Genomic DNA, 18,618 nt, shown 5'->3' with positions numbered 1-18,618 from the left:
CTTCGATGGACGGCACTCCCATGACGGCTTCTCTTCCTGTCATCTTCGACTGCGATCCCGGAATCGACGACAGCATTGCGCTTTTGGGCGCCTTCGTCGCGCCCGAGCTCGATATCCGGGCGATCCTGCCGGTCTGCGGCAACCAGCCGCTGGACCGGACGCTGCGCAATGCGCTGCAGATCTGCGAACTGGGCGGCCGGAACGACATTCCGGTGCATCCGGGCGCCGCAAGGCCGCTCTGCCGCGATCCAATCCACGGGCTTTTCCATGGCGAGACCGGGCTTGGCGCGGCGCGGCTTCCCGAGCCGCAGAAGCGGCCCGAGCCGACCGGCGCGGTCGAGGCGCTGATCGATCATCTGGGCCGCGCGGTGCGGGAGGAGGGGCCCAAGATCACGCTGTGCTGTCTGGGGCCGCTGACCAATCTGGCACTGGCGCTTCGGATCGCGCCCGACATCGCCGGGGGCATCGAGCGGGTCGTGATGATGGGCGGGGCGTTCCATGCGCCCGGCAACCGGTCGCTGACCTCCGAATTCAACATGCTGGCCGATCCGCATGCGGCCGCGGTCGTGTTTGCCGCCGGGCTGCCGATGACCGTGCTTGGGCTGGATGCCACCCATCAGGTGATCCTGCGCCCCGAACATGTGGCCCGGTTCGTGGGGGCCAGCGGACGGATTTCGGCGGCGATGGCCGGGCTGATGGCGTCCTGGGACCGCAACGACCCGAAGCGTTACGGCACGCGCGGGGGGCCGCTGCACGACCCTCTGGTCACCGCCTTCCTGCTGCGTCCCGACCTGTTCGAGACGCGGCCTGCCCGGATCTTCGTCGAAACCGAAAGCCCGCTTTGCCTCGGCCAGACCGTGGCCGACTGGTACGGCCAGTCGGGCGCGCCCGCCAATGCCGATATCGTCCTCAAGGTCGATGCCGAGGGCGTCATCGATCTCTATCTCGGGCTTCTGACACAGTACGAGATGCGTGGCGCCGCATGAGCCCCACCCGGATCATCATCGACTGCGATCCGGGCGTCGATGACGCGGCGGCGATCCTGATGGCGCTGGGCTCGCCCGAACTCGATGTTCTTGGGGTCACGACGGTTGCGGGGAATGTCACGCTGTCGGCGACGCTGACCAATGCCTGCCGGATCGTCGGGCTGGCGAGGCGCCCGGATGTGCCGGTGATGGCCGGGGCGCGGGCGCCGCTTCTGCGCGATCAGATCTTCGGCAAATATGCCGAGATAGGCGCCTTTCCGGCGCAGCTGGTCGGGATGGGCCGGGTCGAGCCCGCGGCCGAGAATGCCGTGCGCTTCATTGCGCGCATGGCCCGGGCGGCGGCGCGGATCCAGTCCCCGCTGACGATCTGTGCCATCGGGCCGCTGACCAATATCGCGCTGGCGCTGCGGCTGCATCCGGAAGTGGCGCGCGGCATCCGCCGGATCGTCTGCATGGGGGGAACCTTTCACGCGTCCGGCCATCGCAGCCCCTGGGCCGAGTTCAACATGCTTGCCGACCCCCATGCGGCCGCCATCGTCTTCGGGTCGGGCGTGCCTCTGGTGCTGTTCCCCCTGGACGTGACCACGAAGGCGCTTTTTACCGAAAGCCATGTCGCGGCCTTCCGCGCCAGCGGCTGCGAGGGGGGGCGGGCGCTGGCCAACCTCTTGACCGAATACGACCGCAGCGACCCGGCCCGATACGGCCGTCTGGGCGGGCCGCTGCACGACGCGATGACCGTGGCCTGGCTGCTGCGGCCGGGGCTGTTCACCGGGCGTCCGGCCCGGGTCGAGGTTCAGCTGACCGGTCCGACGATCGGTCAGACCTTTGCCGATTTCGCCGCGCCGTCGCCGCGCGCGGCGGTCATGACCGGGGTGGACGAGCCGGGCTATATCGCGCTGGTATCCGAGAGGATCGCCGCGTCGGGCCGGGCTGGACATCGCGGGCCGGGCGCGGGGACGCAGAAAGGGAAGGCGGAATGAGCGGATATCTCTTCAGCCGGTTGGTGCAGACGCTGGTGACGCTGTTCGTCATGTCGGTGCTGGTCTTCGGCGGGCTGCACATGGTCGGCAACCCGGTCGACGTGCTGCTGAGCCCGACCGCGACCCCGGCCGAGCGGCTGGAGGTGATCCGGTCCTTCGGGCTCGATCAGCCGGTCTGGGTGCAATACGGGATTTTCCTCAAGAACGCGCTGTCGGGCGATCTGGGTAATTCCTTCGTCTACAACCAGCCCGCGCTGCACCTGATCCTGCAGCGCATGCCCGCGACGCTGGAACTGGCGGCAGCGGCCCTTGTCATGGCGCTGGCGCTTGGGCTGCCACTGGGGGTCTATGCCGGGCTCAGGCCGAACGGCATATTGGCGAAGTCGATCATGGCCTTCTCGATCCTGGGCTTCTCGCTGCCGACCTTCTGGATCGGGCTTGTGATGATCATGGTCTTCGCGGTCCAGCTGGGCTGGCTGCCCTCGTCGGGACGCGGCGACACTGTCGATGTGTTCGGCGTGTCGCTGAGCCTGTTCACCCTCGACGGGCTCGCGCATATCGCGCTGCCGGCCTTCAACCTGGCGCTGTTCAAGATCTCGCTGGTGATCCGCATCACCCGGGCGGGCGTGCTCGAGACGATGCAGCTCGACTTCGTGCGCTTCGCCCGCGCCAAGGGTCTGCCCGAGGGGCGCATCGTGGTCGTCCATGTGCTGAAGAACACGCTCATTCCGCTGATCACCGTGATCGGGCTGGAACTCGGCTCGCTGATCGCCTTCGCTGTGGTGACCGAGACGATCTTCGCCTGGCCCGGCATGGGCAAGCTGATCATCGATTCCATCGCCGTGCTCGACCGGCCGGTGATCCTGGCCTACCTGATGATCACGGTCGTGATGTTCAGCCTCATCAACCTTACCGTCGACATCCTGTATTCCATCGTCGATCCGCGCGTCCGGCTGGAGGGCAACTGAGATGGCCGCCCCGTCCGAAACCGCCCGTTCCGTCCATGCGGATGCCGCCGCGGCGTCCGCTTCGGTCTCGCCCTTCCGCCAGACGCTGGGCAAGCTTCTGCGCGACCCGCTGGCGCTGATCGGCCTTCTGGTCGTCACGCTGCTGGTGATCGGCGCGGTCTTCGCGCCGCTGATCGCGCCGCAGGACCCCTACGATCTTGCCCAGCTTGACATCATGGATGGCCGTCTGGCCCCCGGATCGCAAAGCATGACCGGCATGATCTACCTGCTGGGGACCGACGATCAGGGCCGCGACCTGTTCAGCGCGATCCTGTTCGGGCTGAGGACCAGCCTTCTGGTGGGGATCGCCAGTGCCGCCATCGCGCTGGCCATCGGTGCCTCGGTGGGGCTGTTCAGCGCCTATGCCGGCGGGCGGACCGACGCCTTCCTGATGCGGATCGTCGATATCCAGCTGAGCTTTCCGGCGATCCTGATCGCGCTGATCTTCCTCGCGATCCTCGGGCAGGGGGTCGACAAGATCATCCTCGCGCTGGTGGTCACCCAATGGGCCTATTACGCGCGCACCGTCCGGGGCTCGGCGCTGGTCGAACGCAAGCGCGCCTATGTCGATGCCGCGCGCTCGATGGCGCTGCCCGACCGGCGCATCCTCTTCCGTCACATCCTGCCGAACTGCCTGCCGCCGCTGATCGTCGTCGCCACCATGCGCGTGGCCTATGCGATCATGCTGGAAGCCACGCTGAGCTTTCTCGGGATCGGCCTGCCGGTGACCGAGCCCTCGCTGGGGCTGCTGGTCTCGAACGGCTACGAATACCTGCTGTCGGGCGATTACTGGATCAGCTTTTACCCGGGCCTCGCGCTTCTTGTGCTGATCGTCTCGATCAACCTCATCGGCGACTCGCTGCGCGACATCCTCAATCCCCGCAGGGAGGGCTGACTCATGGCGGACCCCGTTCTTTCGGTTCAGGACCTGACCACCTCCTTCCGCGTCGATGGCCAGTGGCGGAGCGTCGTTCGCGATGTCAGCTTCGATATCGGCCCGCAGGAGACCGTCGCCGTGGTGGGCGAGTCCGGCTCTGGCAAAAGCGTGACCGCGATGTCGATCATGCGCCTGCTGCCGCCCGGCAATGCGCGCAGCAGCGGCCGGATCGAGTTCGAGGGCGAGGACCTGCTGGCCCGGCCGCTCGACCGGATGCAGGCGATCCGGGGCAACCGGATCGGCATGATCTTCCAGGAGCCGATGACCTCGCTGAACCCGGTGCTCAAGATCGGCAACCAGATCACCGAGGTGCTGCGCCAGCATCGCGGGCTTGACGGCGCCGAGGCCGAGGCCGAGGCGGTGCGGCTTCTGGACCGGGTGCGCATCCCCTCGGCGGCGGCGCGGCTGGGCGAGTATCCGATGAACTTCTCGGGTGGGATGCGTCAGCGCGTGGTGATCGCTATCGCGCTGGCCTGCGCCCCCCGTCTGTTGATCGCCGACGAGCCGACCACCGCGCTCGACGTCACGATCCAGGCGCAGATCCTCGAGCTGATCAAGACCTTGCAGGAGGAAGAGGGCATGTCGGTCCTCTTCATCACCCATGACATGGGGGTGGTGGCCGAGATCTCGGACCGGACCGTCGTGATGTATCGCGGCGAGGTGGTCGAGAGGGCCACGACCGAGGCGATCTTCCGCGAGGCGAGACACCCCTATTCCCGGGCGCTGCTGTCGGCGGTGCCGCAGCTTGGCGCCATGGCGGGGCAGGACCGGCCGCTGCGCTTTCCGCGGGTCGACATGGCGACGGGCGAGATCGCGCCGCCGCCGCCCACCGCCGATACCGTGCGCGTGAATGACCCCCCGGTGCTGAAGGTCGACAATCTCGTCACCCGCTTTCCGGTCCGCAAGGGCATCCTGCGCCGGGTCGTGGGCCGGATCCATGCGGTCGAGGACATCTCGTTCGAGCTGCGCCAGGGCGAGACGCTGTCGCTGGTCGGCGAAAGCGGCTGCGGCAAGTCGACCACCGGCCGGTCGCTGATCCGGCTGGAAGAGCCGTCAGGCGGCACTGTCGGGATGGACGGGCATGACGTGCGCGGGGCCGGGCATTCGGAGCTGACGAAGATCCGCCGCGACGTGCAGATGATCTTTCAGGACCCGTTCGAAAGCCTAAATCCGCGCATCCGCATCGGCGAGGCCATCGCCGAACCGATGATCGTGCACGGGCTCGTGTCCCGTCGCGAGGCGCCCGCGCGGGTGGCCGGCCTGCTGGAGCGGGTCGGGCTGTCGGGCGAGATGATGCAGCGTTTCCCGCATGAATTCTCGGGCGGGCAGCGTCAGCGGATCTGCATCGCCCGGGCGCTGGCGCTGGAGCCCAAGCTGATCGTCGCCGACGAATCCGTCTCGGCGCTGGACGTGTCGGTGAAGGCGCAGGTCATCAACCTGATGCTGGATCTGCAGGAACGCTACGGGCTTGGTTATCTCTTCATCAGCCATGACATGGCTGTGGTCGAACGCATCAGCCACCGGGTCGCGGTGATGTATCTGGGCGAGATCGTCGAGATCGGGCCGCGCGCCGCCGTCTTCGAGACCCCTCAGCACCCCTATACCCGCAAGCTGATCGCCGCGGTGCCGGTCGCCGACCCGTCGCGCCGCAGCCGCCGGGTGGTGGCGGGCGACGAGATCCGCAGCCCCTATCGCCCGGCCGGTTACGTGGCGCCGAAACGGCTTTACCGCGAGGTCGGAGAGGGGCATTTCGTTCAGATTCATGAAAGCGAGGCCGTCGCATGATCGTCACCTTCGGTTCTCTGAATGCCGACCTGATCTTTGCGGTCGAGACGCTGCCGCAGCCCGGCCAGACCCTGATGGCGCAGGGCTTCACCACCGAGGCGGGCGGCAAGGGCGCCAATCAGGCGCTGGCCGCCGCGCTTGACGGCGCCGAGGTGGCGATGGCTGGGGCTGTCGGACAGGACGCGTTGGCCGAGGTCGCGCTGGCCGGACTGACGGGCCGGGTCGATCTGACGCGCGTGGCCCGGCTGGAGGCGCCCACCGGCTGTGCCGCGATCCATCGCGATCCCGAAGGCCGGAACGAGATCGTGGTCGCGGGCGGGGCCAATCTGGCAGCATCGTCGGACAGCGTCGAGGACGCGCTGCTGGACCGGGCCTCGCTCCTGCTGTTGCAGATGGAGAACGACCCGGCCGAGATCGCCCGGCTGATCCGGCGCTGCCGCCCGGCGCGGGCGCTGTCGATCCTGAACCTCGCCCCGGCCTACCGGCTCGACCCCGAAGTGCTGGGGCTTTGCGATCTGATCGTCGTCAACGAGGACGAGGCGGCGGCGATGGCGGGCTGGCTGGGTTGCGCGCCTGATCCGCGTGCGCTGGCCGACGCCTCGGGCGCGGGCATCCTGCGCACGCTGGGCGGCGAGGGGGCCGAACTGTGCTGGCAGGGACAGGAGATTTCGATCCCGGCGGTCGCCTGCACACCCAAGGACACCACCGCCGCCGGGGACTGTTTCGTCGGCGTCTTTGCCGCCGCGCTTGACCGGGGAGAGACGCCCGAGGCGGCGCTGCGCCGCGCGGCGGCGGCCGCCGCCATCGCCTGCACCCGGATCGGCAGCCAGTCGAGCCTGCCAGAGGCCCGCGATACCGATGCGTTGCTGGCGCGCTGATCGCGCAGGCCCCGGGCCGACCTTACCGCACGCCGATTTCGGCCAGCGCCGCCATCAGCTGCGGCGGCAAATCGTCCTCGTCGGGACGCGCGGCGGGCAGGTCGCGCGGCGCGTCGTCGGCCTCGAGATAGCGCCAGCCCTGGAACGGGCGGCGCGGCACCGCCTCGGTGCGGATCACCTCGGGGTCGAGCACGATGGCACAGCGCGACACCCCGTCCTCGCCAATGACCTCGTCGAGCCTGAGAACGCGCTGGCGGGCGAGGATCGCGCCCTTGAAGACCCAGTAAAGCGAACCGCCGTCGAGCAGGTCGGCCGCGCGTTTCGGCCACATCCGGGTGACGTGCCGCGGCAGGCCGTCGGGCAGGGCGGCACGGCGTGCGGTCTGCCAGTCGATCAGGTCCTCGACCCGGTCCGCACCGACGCAGAGCTTCACCAGATTGACATGGCCCCCGGCCATCCTGTTCCCACCAGATTCTGTTGACGAAAACCCAACCTAAGCTAGCCGTAGCGGAGTTCAAGCGGTTCCGGCGCATATACGGGCAGTGGAGCGGTTGCACTGCCGGGGCTCAGCCCCTATGCTGGTCTACCTCTCCGCGCACCCGAGGATTCCCCGCATGAGCCGTTTCGCAGCCCCCATCGCCGAGCAGATCTGGGACATGAAGTACCGCCTGAAGGACGCCGAGGGCGCACCAGCCGATGGGACGGTCGAAGACACCTGGCGCCGGATCGCCCGCGCCCTGGCCCAGGCCGAAGCCGACCCCGCGAAATGGGAAGAGGTGTTCTTCGAAGCGCTGGAGGATTTCAAGTTCCTGCCTGCGGGCCGGATCACTGCGGGCGCCGGGACCGGCCGGGCAGTGACGCTGTTCAACTGCTTCGTGATGGGCACGATCCCCGACAGCATGGCCGGCATCTTCGACATGCTGAAAGAGGCCGCGCTGACCATGCAGCAGGGTGGCGGCATCGGCTATGATTTCTCGACGATCCGCCCCAAGGGCGCGGATGTGAAGGGTGTGGCCGCCGATGCCTCGGGGCCGTTGTCCTTCATGGATGTCTGGGACGCGATGTGCCGCACGATCATGTCGGCAGGCTCGCGCCGGGGCGCGATGATGGCCACCATGCGCTGCGACCACCCCGATATCGAGCAGTTCATCACCGCCAAGCAGGACCCGGCCCGGCTGAGAAACTTCAACCTCTCGGTGTTGGTGACCGACGCCTTCATGGAGGCGGTGAAGGCGGGCGGCACCTGGGAGCTGCAATTCGATGGCAAGGTCTATCACACCGTCGAGGCGCGCGATCTGTGGAACAAGATCATGCGCGCGACCTATGACTATGCCGAGCCGGGCGTGATCTTCATCGACCGCATCAACCAGATGAACAACCTCGCCTATTGCGAGACCATCGCGGCGACGAACCCCTGCGGCGAGCAGCCCCTGCCGCCCTATGGCGCCTGCCTGCTGGGCTCGATCAACCTCGCGCGGCTGGTGGCGGAGCCCTTCGAGGCGGGGGCCGCGCTGGACGAGGCGGCGCTTGAGACGCTGGTTGCGACCGCGGTCCGGATGATGGACAACGTGGTCGACATCTCGCGCTTTGCGCTCGACGCGCAGCGCCACGAGGCGCAGGCCAAGCGGCGGATCGGGCTGGGCGTGACCGGGCTTGCGGATGCGCTGCTGATGGTGGGCCTCCGCTACGGGTCCGAGGAGGCGGCGCGTCAGACCTCGCGCTGGTTGCACCGGATCGCCCGCGCCGCGTATCTGGCCTCGGTGCAATTGGCGAAGGAGAAGGGCGCCTTCCCGCTGCTCGATACCGAGAAATACCTGGAGAGCGGGGCCTTGGCGCATATGGATGCCGATGTCCGTGCCGCGATCGCCGAGCACGGCATCCGCAACGCCCTGCTGACCTCCATCGCGCCGACCGGCACCATCAGCCTTTATGCCGGCAACGTGTCCTCGGGGATCGAGCCGGTCTTTGCCTACAGCTACAAGCGCAAGGTCCTGCAGCGCGACGGCAGCCGGACCGAGGAAGAGGTCGTGGACTATGCCGTCCAGCTCTGGCGCGACAAGTTCGGCGCGGCCGAGTTGCCCGATTATTTCGTGAATGCCCAGACGCTGTCGCCCTCCGAACATGTGCGGATGCAGGCGGCGGCCCAGAGCTGGGTGGATTCCTCGATCTCGAAGACCATCAACTGCCCCGAGGATATCGCCTTCGACGCCTTCAAGGACGTCTACATGCAGGCCTACGAATCCGGCTGCAAGGGCTGCACCACCTACCGTCCGAACGACGTGACGGGCTCGGTCCTGACGGTCTCGGAAAGCTCGGACGAGACGCCCGAGGCCGAAACCGGCGCCGATGTGGTCTATCTGTCGGACCCGCTGGACCGGCCGCACGCGCTGGAGGGCAACACCTACAAGCTGAAATGGCCCGACAGCGAGCACGCGATCTACATCACCATCAACGACATCGTCATCGCCGGGCGCCGCCGTCCCTTCGAGGTCTTCATCAACTCGAAGAACATGGAGCATTTCGCCTGGACGGTGGCGCTGACGCGGATGATCTCGGCGGTGTTCCGGCGCGGCGGAGATGTGAGTTTCGTTGTCGAGGAGCTGAAGGCCGTGTTCGATCCTCGCGGCGGGGCCTGGATGCAGGGCAAGTACATCCCCTCGATCCTGGCGGCGATCGGCGGCGTGATCGAGCGGCACCTGGTTGCCATCGGCTTCATCGAGGCCGAGGGCAAGGGGCTGAAGGCCGATCCCAAGTATCAGGCGATGGCGGTCGGCGACACCGCCCGCGGCCCGTCCTGCCCCAGCTGCGGGACCTTCGGAATGCACATGGTCGAGGGCTGCATGACCTGCGTGAGCTGCGGGTATTCGAAATGCGGCTAAAGCGCTTTCTCTGCTGATCTCGCGGTTCAGATAAATTGTCCATTTTGCCGGAAAGCGGCGTGATATGAGACAAAAGCGACCAACGGGCCCTCTTCGGAGGGCCCTTTCCTCACCTGGGAGGCTGCCTCCTGACTTTCTGGCCCTTGAACCTGCCAAACCGAAGGTTCCGCAAGTTCGACTTGCAGCTTATCCGAATAGAAGGGTTGCTCTGTCGGCATGACTTGGAGAGACGCGACGAGTAGGACAACAGAGTGTTTCAATGATCCGGCAGTGGCGGAGGTGTTTTGCACAGGATCTCGTGATGCGCTTGATCAGGATTGGAGCAGATGCAAGACTGATCTCCAACGCGGGTCGTTGTGGGTGTTTCCAGGGGGGTGAACGAAGCTGATTGTGGCCCATGCCAAGACTTTCCGCTCCCATGGCCGGAATCTGCAGTTTCCAAGTGATTTAGGGATGATCCAATATCGTTATCCACATGTATAAGAAGTGGCATTTGAGTTCGGAATTGGCGGCATCAAAGAACTTCCGTATTTTATGGGCTGCGGATGATGTCCGTGAAACCATTGTGCTTCTGAGATGGGGTATGCATGGACGACCTTCTTGAATTCCACGTAGACCTTCTCGCTGAAATCAGAGATGAGGCCGAGGCAACTGGTGGCACGATCGGGGATGCGGCATTCGAGCGGCTCTGTTCAACGCTGGAAGCGGAAGGCGAAATCGAAACCTCCGACCGGTTCAATTTTCGCGGATCAGCGTCCGGGAAGACCCTTCGAATTGATGGGCTTGGCGGGGACCCCCGCGATACGGACGGCGTCCTGAGCGTGATAGTCTGCGAGGTCTTCGAAGAAGAAACTCCTCCGACACTGAATGCCGCAGATGCAAAGAAACTGTTCGGGCATCTGGTCAACTTCGTGACCGCGGCCCGACGCCGTGAATTCAGGGATGACCTTAAACTCGGGGCCCCGGAGTTCGGTGCCGCCACGCTCATCTCGGACGCTTGGCCGGCCTTGGCGAAGATCAAGCTGATACTCGTCACGAATGGCATCTACAGCGCCCGCACGGATGCCGTCCTGGCGGGAACGATCGCGGGAATCCCGGTTACCTACAACATCTGGGATCTGAGCCGACTGCACCGTGTCGAGACGACGGGCTCGAAGGAGAAGATCGTTGTGAACTTCGCCGAGGATTTCGGGAGCGCCCTGCCGGCTCTGGCCGCCTCGGGACCTGAAACAGCCTTCCCGTCCTACCTTGCGGTAATCAATGGCCGACAGCTCGCCGATATCTATGACAAATGGGGCGCGCGAGTTCTGGAGTCGAACATCCGAAGCTTCATCCAGGCCCGCCGAAAATCCGTGAACGAGGGCATCCGGGATACCATCAAGAGCGAACCCGAGATGTTCTTCAGTTACAACAACGGCCTCTCCGCAACAGCCGACAGCATCCAGACCGAGGCGGACGGTGCCGGAATCCGCATCCTGTCCGCGAGAAACCTGCAGATCGTGAACGGGGGGCAGACGACGGCGTCGCTCCATGCTGCACTGAAACAGAGCCCCGAAACCCTGGACCGGATCCATGTCCAGATGAAACTGACGGTCGTGCCGGCGGACACCTCGGAACAGGTGGTGCCCAACATCTCGAAATACGCGAACAGCCAGAACAAGGTCAGCGCCGCCGATTTCTTCTCGAACCACCCGTTCCACATGCGGATGGAGGGGTATTCGCGGCGGGTCTATGCGCCGCCGGCTCAGGGCGCCAGCCGGCAGACCCGTTGGTTCTATGAACGGGCCCGAGGCCAGTACCTTGTTGAACGGAACAAGCTCCCGCCTGCCGATCGGAAGCGGTTCGACAATGAACATCCAAAGTCCCAGCTCTTCGCCAAAACCGATCTTGCGAAGGTCGAAATGTCTTTCAGACAGAGACCCGACACGGTCAGCAAGGGTGCGCAGAAGAACTTCGCCGCCTTCGCCGCGGAGATCGGGGCCTCATGGTCGGCAAGCGACAGAAAATACGATGAAGTCTGGTTTAAGCGCCTGGTCGCGAAGATCATCATTTTCAAAGCTTTGGAGAGAGCCACCCCCAGACAGGAATGGTATCCCGGTGGCTACCGGGCGAACATCGTCACCTACGGAATTGCCAAGCTTGTCCTCGATGTTGACTCAAGGGACCGGGTACTCGACCTCGACGCTGTGTGGAATTCACAATCAGTTCCGGAAGCGATGATGTCAGCCCTGCTTTCAGCCTGTCGGGTGGCGGCAGGCATCATCACCTCACCGGAAAGCGGCATCCGCAACATCACTGAATGGGCCAAGAAACAAGCTTGCCAAGCCGCCGTCATGAGGGCGTCAGTCGAGTATGGAGACGACCTCGAAGACTATCTCATCGAGCCGGAGGATGCACAGGCCGCGCAGCGGGATGGCCGCCGTGAGGAGGCCATGGTGTCCGGTATCGAGGCACAGGCGCAGGTCATCTCGCTCGGTGGAGCGTTCTGGGATCGGCTTCGGCAATGGGCGGCTCCGAACCGGCTGTTCTCCATGAAGGATGATGGGATCCTGAAGGCCTGCGCCCAGCAGGACCGGAGGCTTCCGTCAGAGCGGCAATGTGTTCTGGCCGTGGAAATCCTCGGACGCGCGCGGGACGAGGGATATGTCGATGAGGACGAGACTCCGAGGATCAGGATCTCCACCGCGGCGAGGGCTCACTGAGGCGTCCGAAAGACTATCCTTGATCTGGATATCCCCTTTCCTCGCTAAAGCTCCCGACATTGAATGGGACGAGGCCCGCAGGTCAATGCACGCGTCGCCACCCGGTGGCCAGTTTGATCCTGACCGGTCCATCGTCGTCGTCCAAGGCTTGTTCCGCCATTTCGCGGGTAATCACGCGGATACTGTAGTGATCGGCGTCATTGTCCTTCGTTATCTCGAATGTATCGCCTTCCTTGGCACCGGCATCCCGAAGAAATTTGGTCAGATAGGTAATCCGGTATTCGTTCCGGGTGCCTTTCGGTGCGTGAAGCCGGTTGTTATAATATACGAACCGGAGCCGAAGGATATCTCCCTCGGGCGTCTTGCAGTCGATCCACGCGCACGGGTTCAACACCGATGGGTCAAGTTTCGGCAGGAAGGCGAGCAGTTCGCCGTCGCCTTTTGGCACGAGTATGCCACCCATGTGGCCGCCGGTGGTTCCGACGTCGTTCGCGCTGAGGGTCTTGATGAATGTCTGGCTGCTCATGATTTCACCGGGCTTATCTCGAGTGCCCGTTTAAGATCCTCCACATCGCGGCTGGAAACGGGCACGGTCTCGTTTGCAAGATCACTCTTCCACGCGGAGCGGTCGATCATCACTTCCTCGACCGTGTCCTTGTAGAACAACCGGTAGATCGTGACAGGTTCGGTCTGCCCGCGGCGATGCGCGCGGGCGCTGGCCTGCGCCTCGAGCGCAGGGTTCCAAACGGGAGTGAAATGGATGACCACCGTCGCAGCGGTTATGTTCAGCCCCGCGCCTGCGGCCTTGGGGTTCAGGACGAGGCAGGCGGCGCCCTCGAAAGCGGAGAATCTGTCGACGATCGGCTGCCGGTCTTGCTGCGGGGTCGAGCCGTTGATCGCGTCCCAGTGGACGCCGATGAAGTCCCTGCAAGCACGTCGCAGAAGGTCGCCGATACGGTTGAACAGTGCAAAGACTATGATCTTGTGCCCGTTCAGGAAAGCTTCGCGCAAAAGGTCGATCACCCGTTCCATCTTGGGGGTGATCAGAGGCAGTCCCGCATCATCCGTTATGCCCGCATCGTCCCATTCCGACGCTCCTTCATCGGGAGCCCGCAGCCAAGGATGGGCGCAGACAAGCTGAAGCTGAAGCGTGGCCACGAGCGGGCCGGCAACGGGATATTTCCGCAGCGTCTCGTCACGCACGTTTTCATAATGCCGCGCCAGCTGTTCATCGAGTTCGATTGGCAGATCGATGTCGATCCGCTCAGGCAGATCCGTGGCGACATCACGAACGCGACGCTTCAGGATCACCGGGTCCGTCAGCGTCCCGAGTTTCTGACCCGCCTCGACCGTATCCGGGAACTCGACCTCGAAAACACTGCGGTCACCGAGCATGCCCGGAATGGCGAAATCCGCCAGCGACCAGAGATCGAGCAGCGTGTTCTCGACGGGCGTACCGGTCATCGGGATCGAGCGCCGGCGCGGTATGGTGACAATTGCCTTTCGGCGGTTGGAGTGCGGGTTCTTGATCGCCTGTGCCTCGTCGCAGATCACCCATGACCACTCGAAGGAGGACATGATCGAGATGTCGTTGACCATTGTCTCGTAGGTGGTGATCACCACGTTCGCCACCTGAAGGTCACGGTAAATGCCAGCCCTGTGCGCCCCTCGATGCACCATTACACTGATACCGGGCGCGAATTTTGCGAACTCCCGGACCCAGTTCGCAATCAAGCTGGTCGGACAGACGATCAACGCGGGAGAAGATGGTTGCGGTGGATCCATCACCAGGAGCGCAATGATCTGAAGGGTCTTTCCCAGGCCCATCTCATCAGCAAGGATGAGGCCCCCGGTCCGGTTTACGGTTTCCCACATCCACTGCACGCCACGCGCCTGATAGGGGAAGAGATCGGCATGGAGACCGGGAATGTCGATCTCCGCTTCGAGCCGTTCAGCGGCCACGTTCCCCGCATGCATGACATCAGGCGCTGCGTGGACACCCATCTCGTCGGAGGAGGACCGAAGCAGTCGGATCGCAGTCGGATAGGTGATGTTGTCCGGGGAGTCTCCGCCCAGTAACCGCGCCATCAGTTCCGGCGCATCTGTCGGAAGGGGACGGATGGTCCCGCCATCGATGACCCACGCATGCAAAGGCGACGGAGCCGGAAACAGAAACTGCTGCCCCTTAACCACCCGCCGACCACCAAGGTTTGCAATGATCCGACCGTCGGCTCGTTCAATGAGAATGACAGGCTCGAGAACGCGCTCCGAAATCGCGAAACCTTCGGGTTTCGCAATGGCAAGGTCAGCAAAGGCGATTGGCAGAACTGCGGGATCCATCATCCGGTGGCCTCCTCGCCGCCGTCCAAGCCCATCATTTTCCTCAGTTCCTTCAGCGTGAAGGGATGAGGCCGGCGGGTATGGACAGCCCGATGGCAATTCGGGCAGAGCGGAGCCAGATCCTTCGCAGGATCATACCGGCGTGGCGCCGACAAGGTTGAAAGCGCTTCCAGGTGATGCACTTCGATGATCCCGCCGGCGTCACCGTAGGTTTCACGCGGTTCAAGGCCGCAGCAGGCGCATTTTTCGCCATGCAACCGGATGCAGAGCAGGCGGTTACGGGGATTGCGTTCACGACGCCGGATGGTCGACATCAGGATGGCGCCCTCATATTCGGCGCCGGTGGTTTCGTCGTCCTCAATGACATCATAGCCGATCAACTCGGCCATGGCAGCCATGAGAGGCACGATCACGTCCTTGCAGACCTTGGTCACCGCGGTATCCGCATCGGCGGGCAGGTTTCGTGCGGTAGCGATGATCCGGGATGTCCCCGAGAGTATCCGCCAGGTGGCGACATCCTGTCCGTCCAGATCGAGATCGACGCCTGGATCGATCGACCCGACCAAGGCGCGCGCAAGGCCGATATCTTCTTCACTCGCAGACTGGATCTGCCGCACCACTTCGCCCGCGTACGTCCCGAAGCCGAGGGTCAGCCGATAGCCTTTCAGGCCGTACGGACGCAATTCTGCGATCGGCCCGTGGCGCTCATCGAGATCGGCAAACCAGATACGGAGACCGGTACGTAGACCACCGGGATCGACCGCCATACCGATCGCCGCGCCGGTGCCGGTCTCGAGTTCGATCCGGATGAGCTCCTGCCGCGCCGATAGCATTTCAGTCCTCGTCGGGCTCGGTCAGTTCGGCTGGCTCAGGATCCGGCACATTCCGCAGAAGCTTCCGCAGGTTGGTCGAGATTTCATCTCGGATGTCCTCGAAGACAGGCTCGAGTTCCGGATCCGTGTTGTTCTGCTCAGCCATCGCAAACGCGTAAAGCAGAAGGTCCATGCCCTCCACAGCATAGCCGTTGGCGGCGGCCCGCTGATAGATCTTTTGGTAGAAATCGTGATGCTTGTTCAGCAGGACCCCTGGCACGTGCTCCGAACTTCCCGGGCTGCGGTAAGCTGGTTCCCACAGATGACCGTTCGTGATCGTGGTAACAGCCTCGATATGAATCGAATCCGGACTGACGTCGTTCTGGATTGGCGCCTTGATCCGGATCTTGACGCCGCGGTTGTTGTTCACCTCGGCGGTCTGGGTCGCGGCATCCACGCCGGTCACCAATGGTTTCGCGGTGTTCGGCGTGTTGGAGATGTTCTTGTTCGCGCTGCTGTGGTCGACGGTCCTCTTTTGATTGGCGTCATCCCGCGATTCACGCCGATATCTGGCGCCCGCTTCCCGGTAGACAGGCTGGAGCAACTTCCTGAGCCCGTCCTCGAGATCAGGATGGAACAGGATCCTCGACTTCTTCACGTCGATCCTGAACGCCTCGTCCAGTTCATGGCAGAAGTCAAATTCGATGCGGAGAAGCGACGTGTGGGGCTCCGGCGCACCGAAAACATCCATCCAGCCACCGTCCTGGATCAGCCGCCCCTCACGGTAAACATAAAAGCCCTGCGCACGGTTGGAGATTCGGGCAAACTGTGCCTCCTCCTCCTTCTCCATGTCCCTGCGGTGCGGCAGGATCCACGCCTTGATCTCCGCGGTTTCCTCGCTGCCGTCGGGAAGCTCAACGATCAGTTTCTGCTTGTTCGGGGCAAGCACCTGCTCGGATCTCTGGGGGTAGAACGGATTCCAAGGGGGGACAGGGACATCATTGATGCGGATCGTGACGTTTCTTTCCCGATCATCATTCTCATCGAGAAAACGATGAAAAACCAATGATATATGCTTGGCCAGTGCCTCGGACATCCTCTTGATGGCCGCCTGTTCCTTCGTCCCCGGGGCATAGTCCTTGGACAGGATGCGGTCGCAGTGTTCCCATACCACCAAAGCGCCCGAAGGCCCGCAAAGCTGCTCGAACAACTCGCTTTCATCGGCAGTGACCTCGGGTCGGAGCATTTCCCAGGCATTTTGCCGCTCAACATGCTCAAGGTCCCAAGTCAGCTTTGCGAGTTCGGCGTCGGAATCCATCCGAGAGATCACGCTGTAGCGTTTGCAGACGGAACTCGAGGCGGTCTTCAGGCCAAGTCCGAACTTTCCCAGGCTTTTCGCATCCTGGCGCTTGTCGGCACCGTATCGCATCGCATTCCAGACCCCGGTGGCGTCCATGCCGTGTCCGTTGTCACCAAAACTGACGATCTTGCGGCCGTCGGCAAGGAGCTGGATGTCAATGTTGATCTCGGATGCCCCTGCCGCAATCGAGTTGTCGATGATGTCGGCAGCTGCGGTTTTGACGTTGTATCCAGTGTCCCGGAGGCCGAAAATCAGGCGCGCGGCATTGGGGTCATTGATCAGGTCATTCATCCACTCATTCCTTCTTCCGTTTGGGCCGCGGAGACAGTCTCCGGAATCTCTCCGCTTTCCGCCGACCCCAGCAGCCACTCAGCCACCACCGCAGTCAGGTCTTCGGCGTGCATCGTCCGGGTCGCACATTCCCAGACAGTAAGTACACGCCACCCAAGCTGATTAAGCGCTTGGGCCTGCTCCGCATCCCGTGCCACGTTTCGGGCGATCTTCTCTTCCCAGAACGCGGTGTTCGACTTCGGAATGCGGAAGTTCTTGCACCCGGGATGCATGTGCCAGAAGCAGCCCTGGACCCTTATGACTGCCCGGTGCCGGGGCAAGGTGATGTCCGGCTTTCCCGGCAGGTCCTTGCGGTGCAGGCGGAAGCGGAAGCCGGCCCGGTGCAGTCCCCGCCGAAGCTTCATCTCCGGCGTGGTGTTCCTCGGGCCGATCCGGGACATCATCTCGGATCGACTCATGGGAACCTTATCACGCAAGAAGTTTCCTCCTCGGATGCAGCGCCACGGTGTTCCGGATCCAAGGCTCCATCGCTTCGGCGATGGCAATCGCCACCGGGGCCGCCACTGCATTGCCGAACTGGCGATAGGCTTGCGTGTCAGACACCACAATCTTCCAAGGCTGGTTCGATCCCGGCCGGTCGAAGCCCATCAGGCGCGCGCATTCACGCGGGGTCAGTCGCCGCGGAATGCCACCGGGCTGGGCGATGAGGATCTCGGACCCGTCCTTGTAGTAGCGGGCGCTGAGGGTGCGGGCGACGCTGTCCGGGCCGCACAGGCCGAACCCGAAGCCATTACCCGCCGCCTTGTGTTTGGCGGCATAGTTCTGGAGGTACTTCCACAGGTTCGGGGTCAGCGTGTACTTGGCGGCCACTTTCGCGTGGGGGCCGACGGTATAGGGTGGCTCCACGGTCTCGCTGCCATCCTCGGGATGGAGGATGCTCGACAGGAGGGGGTTGCCGGCGGTCGGGCGAACGATGTCGTCCAGCGAGAAGTTGGTCCCGATGTCACTCCGGAAACCCGCGATGAAAATGCGCTCGCGATGCTGCGGCACCCAGTGACGAGCGTCCACAACCTTGTAGTCGACGATGTAGCCGAGTTCATTAAGGGCGTGCAGGATCACCCGCATGGTGTTGCCGCGATCATGCGACAGAAGGTTCTTGACGTTCTCCAGCAGGAACGCCTTCGGCCGGTGCCGGGCAAGGATGCGGACAACGTCGAAGAAGAGCGTGCCCTGGGTCTCGTCCATGAACCCATGCGCCCGGCCGAGCGAGTTTTTCTTGCTTACCCCTGCAATCGAGAAGGGCTGACACGGAAAGCCGGCGAGGAGCACGTCATGCTCGGGGATGTCATCCTCGTGGATCTTCGTGATGTCGCCATGGATGGGATGGTCATCCTCGAAGTTTGCCCGGTAGGTTTGCTGCGAGAACTTGTTCCACTCGCTAGTGAACACGCAGCGGCCACCGATAGACTCGAAGCCGATCCGCAAGCCGCCGATCCCCGCGAAGAGGTCCACAAACCGGAAGGCTGTTTGATCAGTCATCTCATTCTCCTCTTCACACATCGATAGCGGCGTTCTGCAGTCAGCAGCGAAGACACCCATATCTCTCCGAAACATGACCGATGTCAGAGAAAGAATCCAGGTCGTTACTGCGTCGCCACCAC

15 protein-coding genes are annotated in these 18,618 nt (G+C 63.7%); 8 read left to right on the top strand and 7 right to left on the bottom strand.

Annotated elements, in window-relative coordinates; genetic code table 11:
- The first annotated feature begins 20 nt into the window (after positions 1 to 20).
- From BYZ73_RS15225 to BYZ73_RS15200, 6 genes are read left to right on the top strand one after another with little or no spacing between them, the layout of a single operon-like run.
- The gene (locus tag BYZ73_RS15225; RefSeq protein ID WP_112316602.1) at positions 21 to 986 is read left to right on the top strand and encodes a nucleoside hydrolase; all 966 of its coding nucleotides are present in this window, start codon (positions 21 to 23) and stop codon (positions 984 to 986) included.
- Complete coding sequence (locus BYZ73_RS15220; protein ID WP_112316601.1) at positions 983 to 1,966, top strand: nucleoside hydrolase; 984 nt, start codon at positions 983 to 985, stop codon at positions 1,964 to 1,966. The genes BYZ73_RS15225 and BYZ73_RS15220 overlap by 4 nt, the downstream gene beginning before the upstream one ends.
- Entirely contained in the window at positions 1,963 to 2,934 is a 972-nt protein-coding gene (locus BYZ73_RS15215) for an ABC transporter permease (RefSeq protein WP_112316600.1), read from the top strand. The genes BYZ73_RS15220 and BYZ73_RS15215 overlap by 4 nt, the downstream gene beginning before the upstream one ends.
- 1 nt (position 2,935) lies before the next feature.
- A complete protein-coding gene (locus BYZ73_RS15210; protein ID WP_108028480.1) occupies positions 2,936 to 3,868 on the top strand; it encodes an ABC transporter permease in 933 nt (310 codons plus the stop codon).
- Between the two features lie 3 nt (positions 3,869 to 3,871).
- Entirely contained in the window at positions 3,872 to 5,695 is a 1,824-nt protein-coding gene (locus tag BYZ73_RS15205; RefSeq protein ID WP_112316599.1) for an ABC transporter ATP-binding protein, read from the top strand.
- A complete protein-coding gene (locus BYZ73_RS15200) occupies positions 5,692 to 6,573 on the top strand; it encodes a ribokinase (RefSeq protein ID WP_112316598.1) in 882 nt (293 codons plus the stop codon). The genes BYZ73_RS15205 and BYZ73_RS15200 overlap by 4 nt, the downstream gene beginning before the upstream one ends.
- Positions 6,574 to 6,595: 22 nt before the next feature.
- Here the strand turns inward: BYZ73_RS15200 and BYZ73_RS15195 are convergent, their stop codons facing one another.
- Entirely contained in the window at positions 6,596 to 7,030 is a 435-nt protein-coding gene (locus BYZ73_RS15195; RefSeq protein WP_108028477.1) for a DUF1489 family protein, read from the bottom strand.
- A 157-nt stretch (positions 7,031 to 7,187) separates the two neighbouring features.
- Between BYZ73_RS15195 and BYZ73_RS15190 the strand changes: the two genes are divergently transcribed.
- Both BYZ73_RS15190 and BYZ73_RS15185 read left to right on the top strand, forming a co-directional pair.
- Entirely contained in the window at positions 7,188 to 9,452 is a 2,265-nt protein-coding gene (locus BYZ73_RS15190; protein ID WP_112316597.1) for an adenosylcobalamin-dependent ribonucleoside-diphosphate reductase, read from the top strand.
- A gap of 587 nt (positions 9,453 to 10,039) precedes the next feature.
- Complete coding sequence (locus BYZ73_RS15185; protein WP_112316596.1) at positions 10,040 to 12,154, top strand: AIPR family protein; 2,115 nt, start codon at positions 10,040 to 10,042, stop codon at positions 12,152 to 12,154.
- 82 nt (positions 12,155 to 12,236) lie between these two features.
- Here BYZ73_RS15185 and BYZ73_RS15180 read toward each other — a convergent pair whose 3' ends face one another.
- Genes BYZ73_RS15180 through dcm form a run of 6 tightly spaced genes read right to left on the bottom strand, consistent with a single transcriptional unit; the run spans position 12,237 to position 18,496 of the window.
- Positions 12,237 to 12,680 carry an EcoRII N-terminal effector-binding domain-containing protein gene (locus BYZ73_RS15180; protein WP_112316595.1) on the bottom strand — a complete coding sequence of 148 codons (444 nt, stop codon included), beginning with the start codon at positions 12,678 to 12,680 and terminating at the stop codon, positions 12,237 to 12,239.
- Positions 12,677 to 14,497 carry a DEAD/DEAH box helicase gene (locus BYZ73_RS15175; RefSeq protein WP_112316594.1) on the bottom strand — a complete coding sequence of 607 codons (1,821 nt, stop codon included), beginning with the start codon at positions 14,495 to 14,497 and terminating at the stop codon, positions 12,677 to 12,679. The genes BYZ73_RS15180 and BYZ73_RS15175 overlap by 4 nt, the downstream gene beginning before the upstream one ends.
- Positions 14,494 to 15,327, bottom strand: coding sequence for an HNH endonuclease (locus tag BYZ73_RS15170; RefSeq protein WP_112316593.1), 834 nt, complete (start codon positions 15,325 to 15,327; stop codon positions 14,494 to 14,496). The genes BYZ73_RS15175 and BYZ73_RS15170 overlap by 4 nt, the downstream gene beginning before the upstream one ends.
- Before the next feature lies 1 nt (position 15,328).
- Positions 15,329 to 16,957, bottom strand: coding sequence for an ATP-binding protein (locus BYZ73_RS15165; RefSeq protein ID WP_112316592.1), 1,629 nt, complete (start codon positions 16,955 to 16,957; stop codon positions 15,329 to 15,331).
- On the bottom strand, positions 16,954 to 17,433 hold the full coding sequence (locus BYZ73_RS15160) for a very short patch repair endonuclease (protein WP_245943173.1): 480 nt from the start codon (positions 17,431 to 17,433) through the stop codon (positions 16,954 to 16,956). The genes BYZ73_RS15165 and BYZ73_RS15160 overlap by 4 nt, the downstream gene beginning before the upstream one ends.
- Positions 17,426 to 18,496: a DNA (cytosine-5-)-methyltransferase gene (dcm, locus tag BYZ73_RS15155; protein ID WP_281269487.1), complete on the bottom strand. Its 1,071-nt coding sequence runs from the start codon at positions 18,494 to 18,496 to the stop codon at positions 17,426 to 17,428. The genes BYZ73_RS15160 and dcm overlap by 8 nt, the downstream gene beginning before the upstream one ends.
- Positions 18,497 to 18,618: the final 122 nt, after the last annotated feature.

Source organism: Rhodovulum viride (genome assembly GCF_003265965.1).
Lineage (GTDB): Bacteria > Pseudomonadota > Alphaproteobacteria > Rhodobacterales > Rhodobacteraceae > Rhodovulum > Rhodovulum kholense.
This window is presented reverse-complemented; position numbering and strand designations above follow the sequence as displayed.

Excerpts from the sequence above, each read along its gene's own strand:
- BYZ73_RS15225 (WP_112316602.1), top strand. The coding sequence starts at position 21 with ATGACGGCTTCTCTTCCTGTCATCTTCGACTGCGATCCCGGAATCGAC.
- BYZ73_RS15220 (WP_112316601.1), top strand. The coding sequence starts at position 983 with ATGAGCCCCACCCGGATCATCATCGACTGCGATCCGGGCGTCGATGAC.
- BYZ73_RS15215 (WP_112316600.1), top strand. The coding sequence starts at position 1,963 with ATGAGCGGATATCTCTTCAGCCGGTTGGTGCAGACGCTGGTGACGCTG.
- BYZ73_RS15210 (WP_108028480.1), top strand. The coding sequence starts at position 2,936 with ATGGCCGCCCCGTCCGAAACCGCCCGTTCCGTCCATGCGGATGCCGCC.
- BYZ73_RS15205 (WP_112316599.1), top strand. The coding sequence starts at position 3,872 with ATGGCGGACCCCGTTCTTTCGGTTCAGGACCTGACCACCTCCTTCCGC.
- BYZ73_RS15200 (WP_112316598.1), top strand. The coding sequence starts at position 5,692 with ATGATCGTCACCTTCGGTTCTCTGAATGCCGACCTGATCTTTGCGGTC.
- BYZ73_RS15195 (WP_108028477.1), bottom strand. The coding sequence starts at position 7,030 with ATGGCCGGGGGCCATGTCAATCTGGTGAAGCTCTGCGTCGGTGCGGAC.
- BYZ73_RS15190 (WP_112316597.1), top strand. The coding sequence starts at position 7,188 with ATGAGCCGTTTCGCAGCCCCCATCGCCGAGCAGATCTGGGACATGAAG.
- BYZ73_RS15185 (WP_112316596.1), top strand. The coding sequence starts at position 10,040 with ATGGACGACCTTCTTGAATTCCACGTAGACCTTCTCGCTGAAATCAGA.
- BYZ73_RS15180 (WP_112316595.1), bottom strand. The coding sequence starts at position 12,680 with ATGAGCAGCCAGACATTCATCAAGACCCTCAGCGCGAACGACGTCGGA.
- BYZ73_RS15175 (WP_112316594.1), bottom strand. The coding sequence starts at position 14,497 with ATGATGGATCCCGCAGTTCTGCCAATCGCCTTTGCTGACCTTGCCATT.
- BYZ73_RS15170 (WP_112316593.1), bottom strand. The coding sequence starts at position 15,327 with ATGCTATCGGCGCGGCAGGAGCTCATCCGGATCGAACTCGAGACCGGC.
- BYZ73_RS15165 (WP_112316592.1), bottom strand. The coding sequence starts at position 16,957 with ATGAATGACCTGATCAATGACCCCAATGCCGCGCGCCTGATTTTCGGC.
- dcm (WP_281269487.1), bottom strand. The coding sequence starts at position 18,496 with ATGACTGATCAAACAGCCTTCCGGTTTGTGGACCTCTTCGCGGGGATC.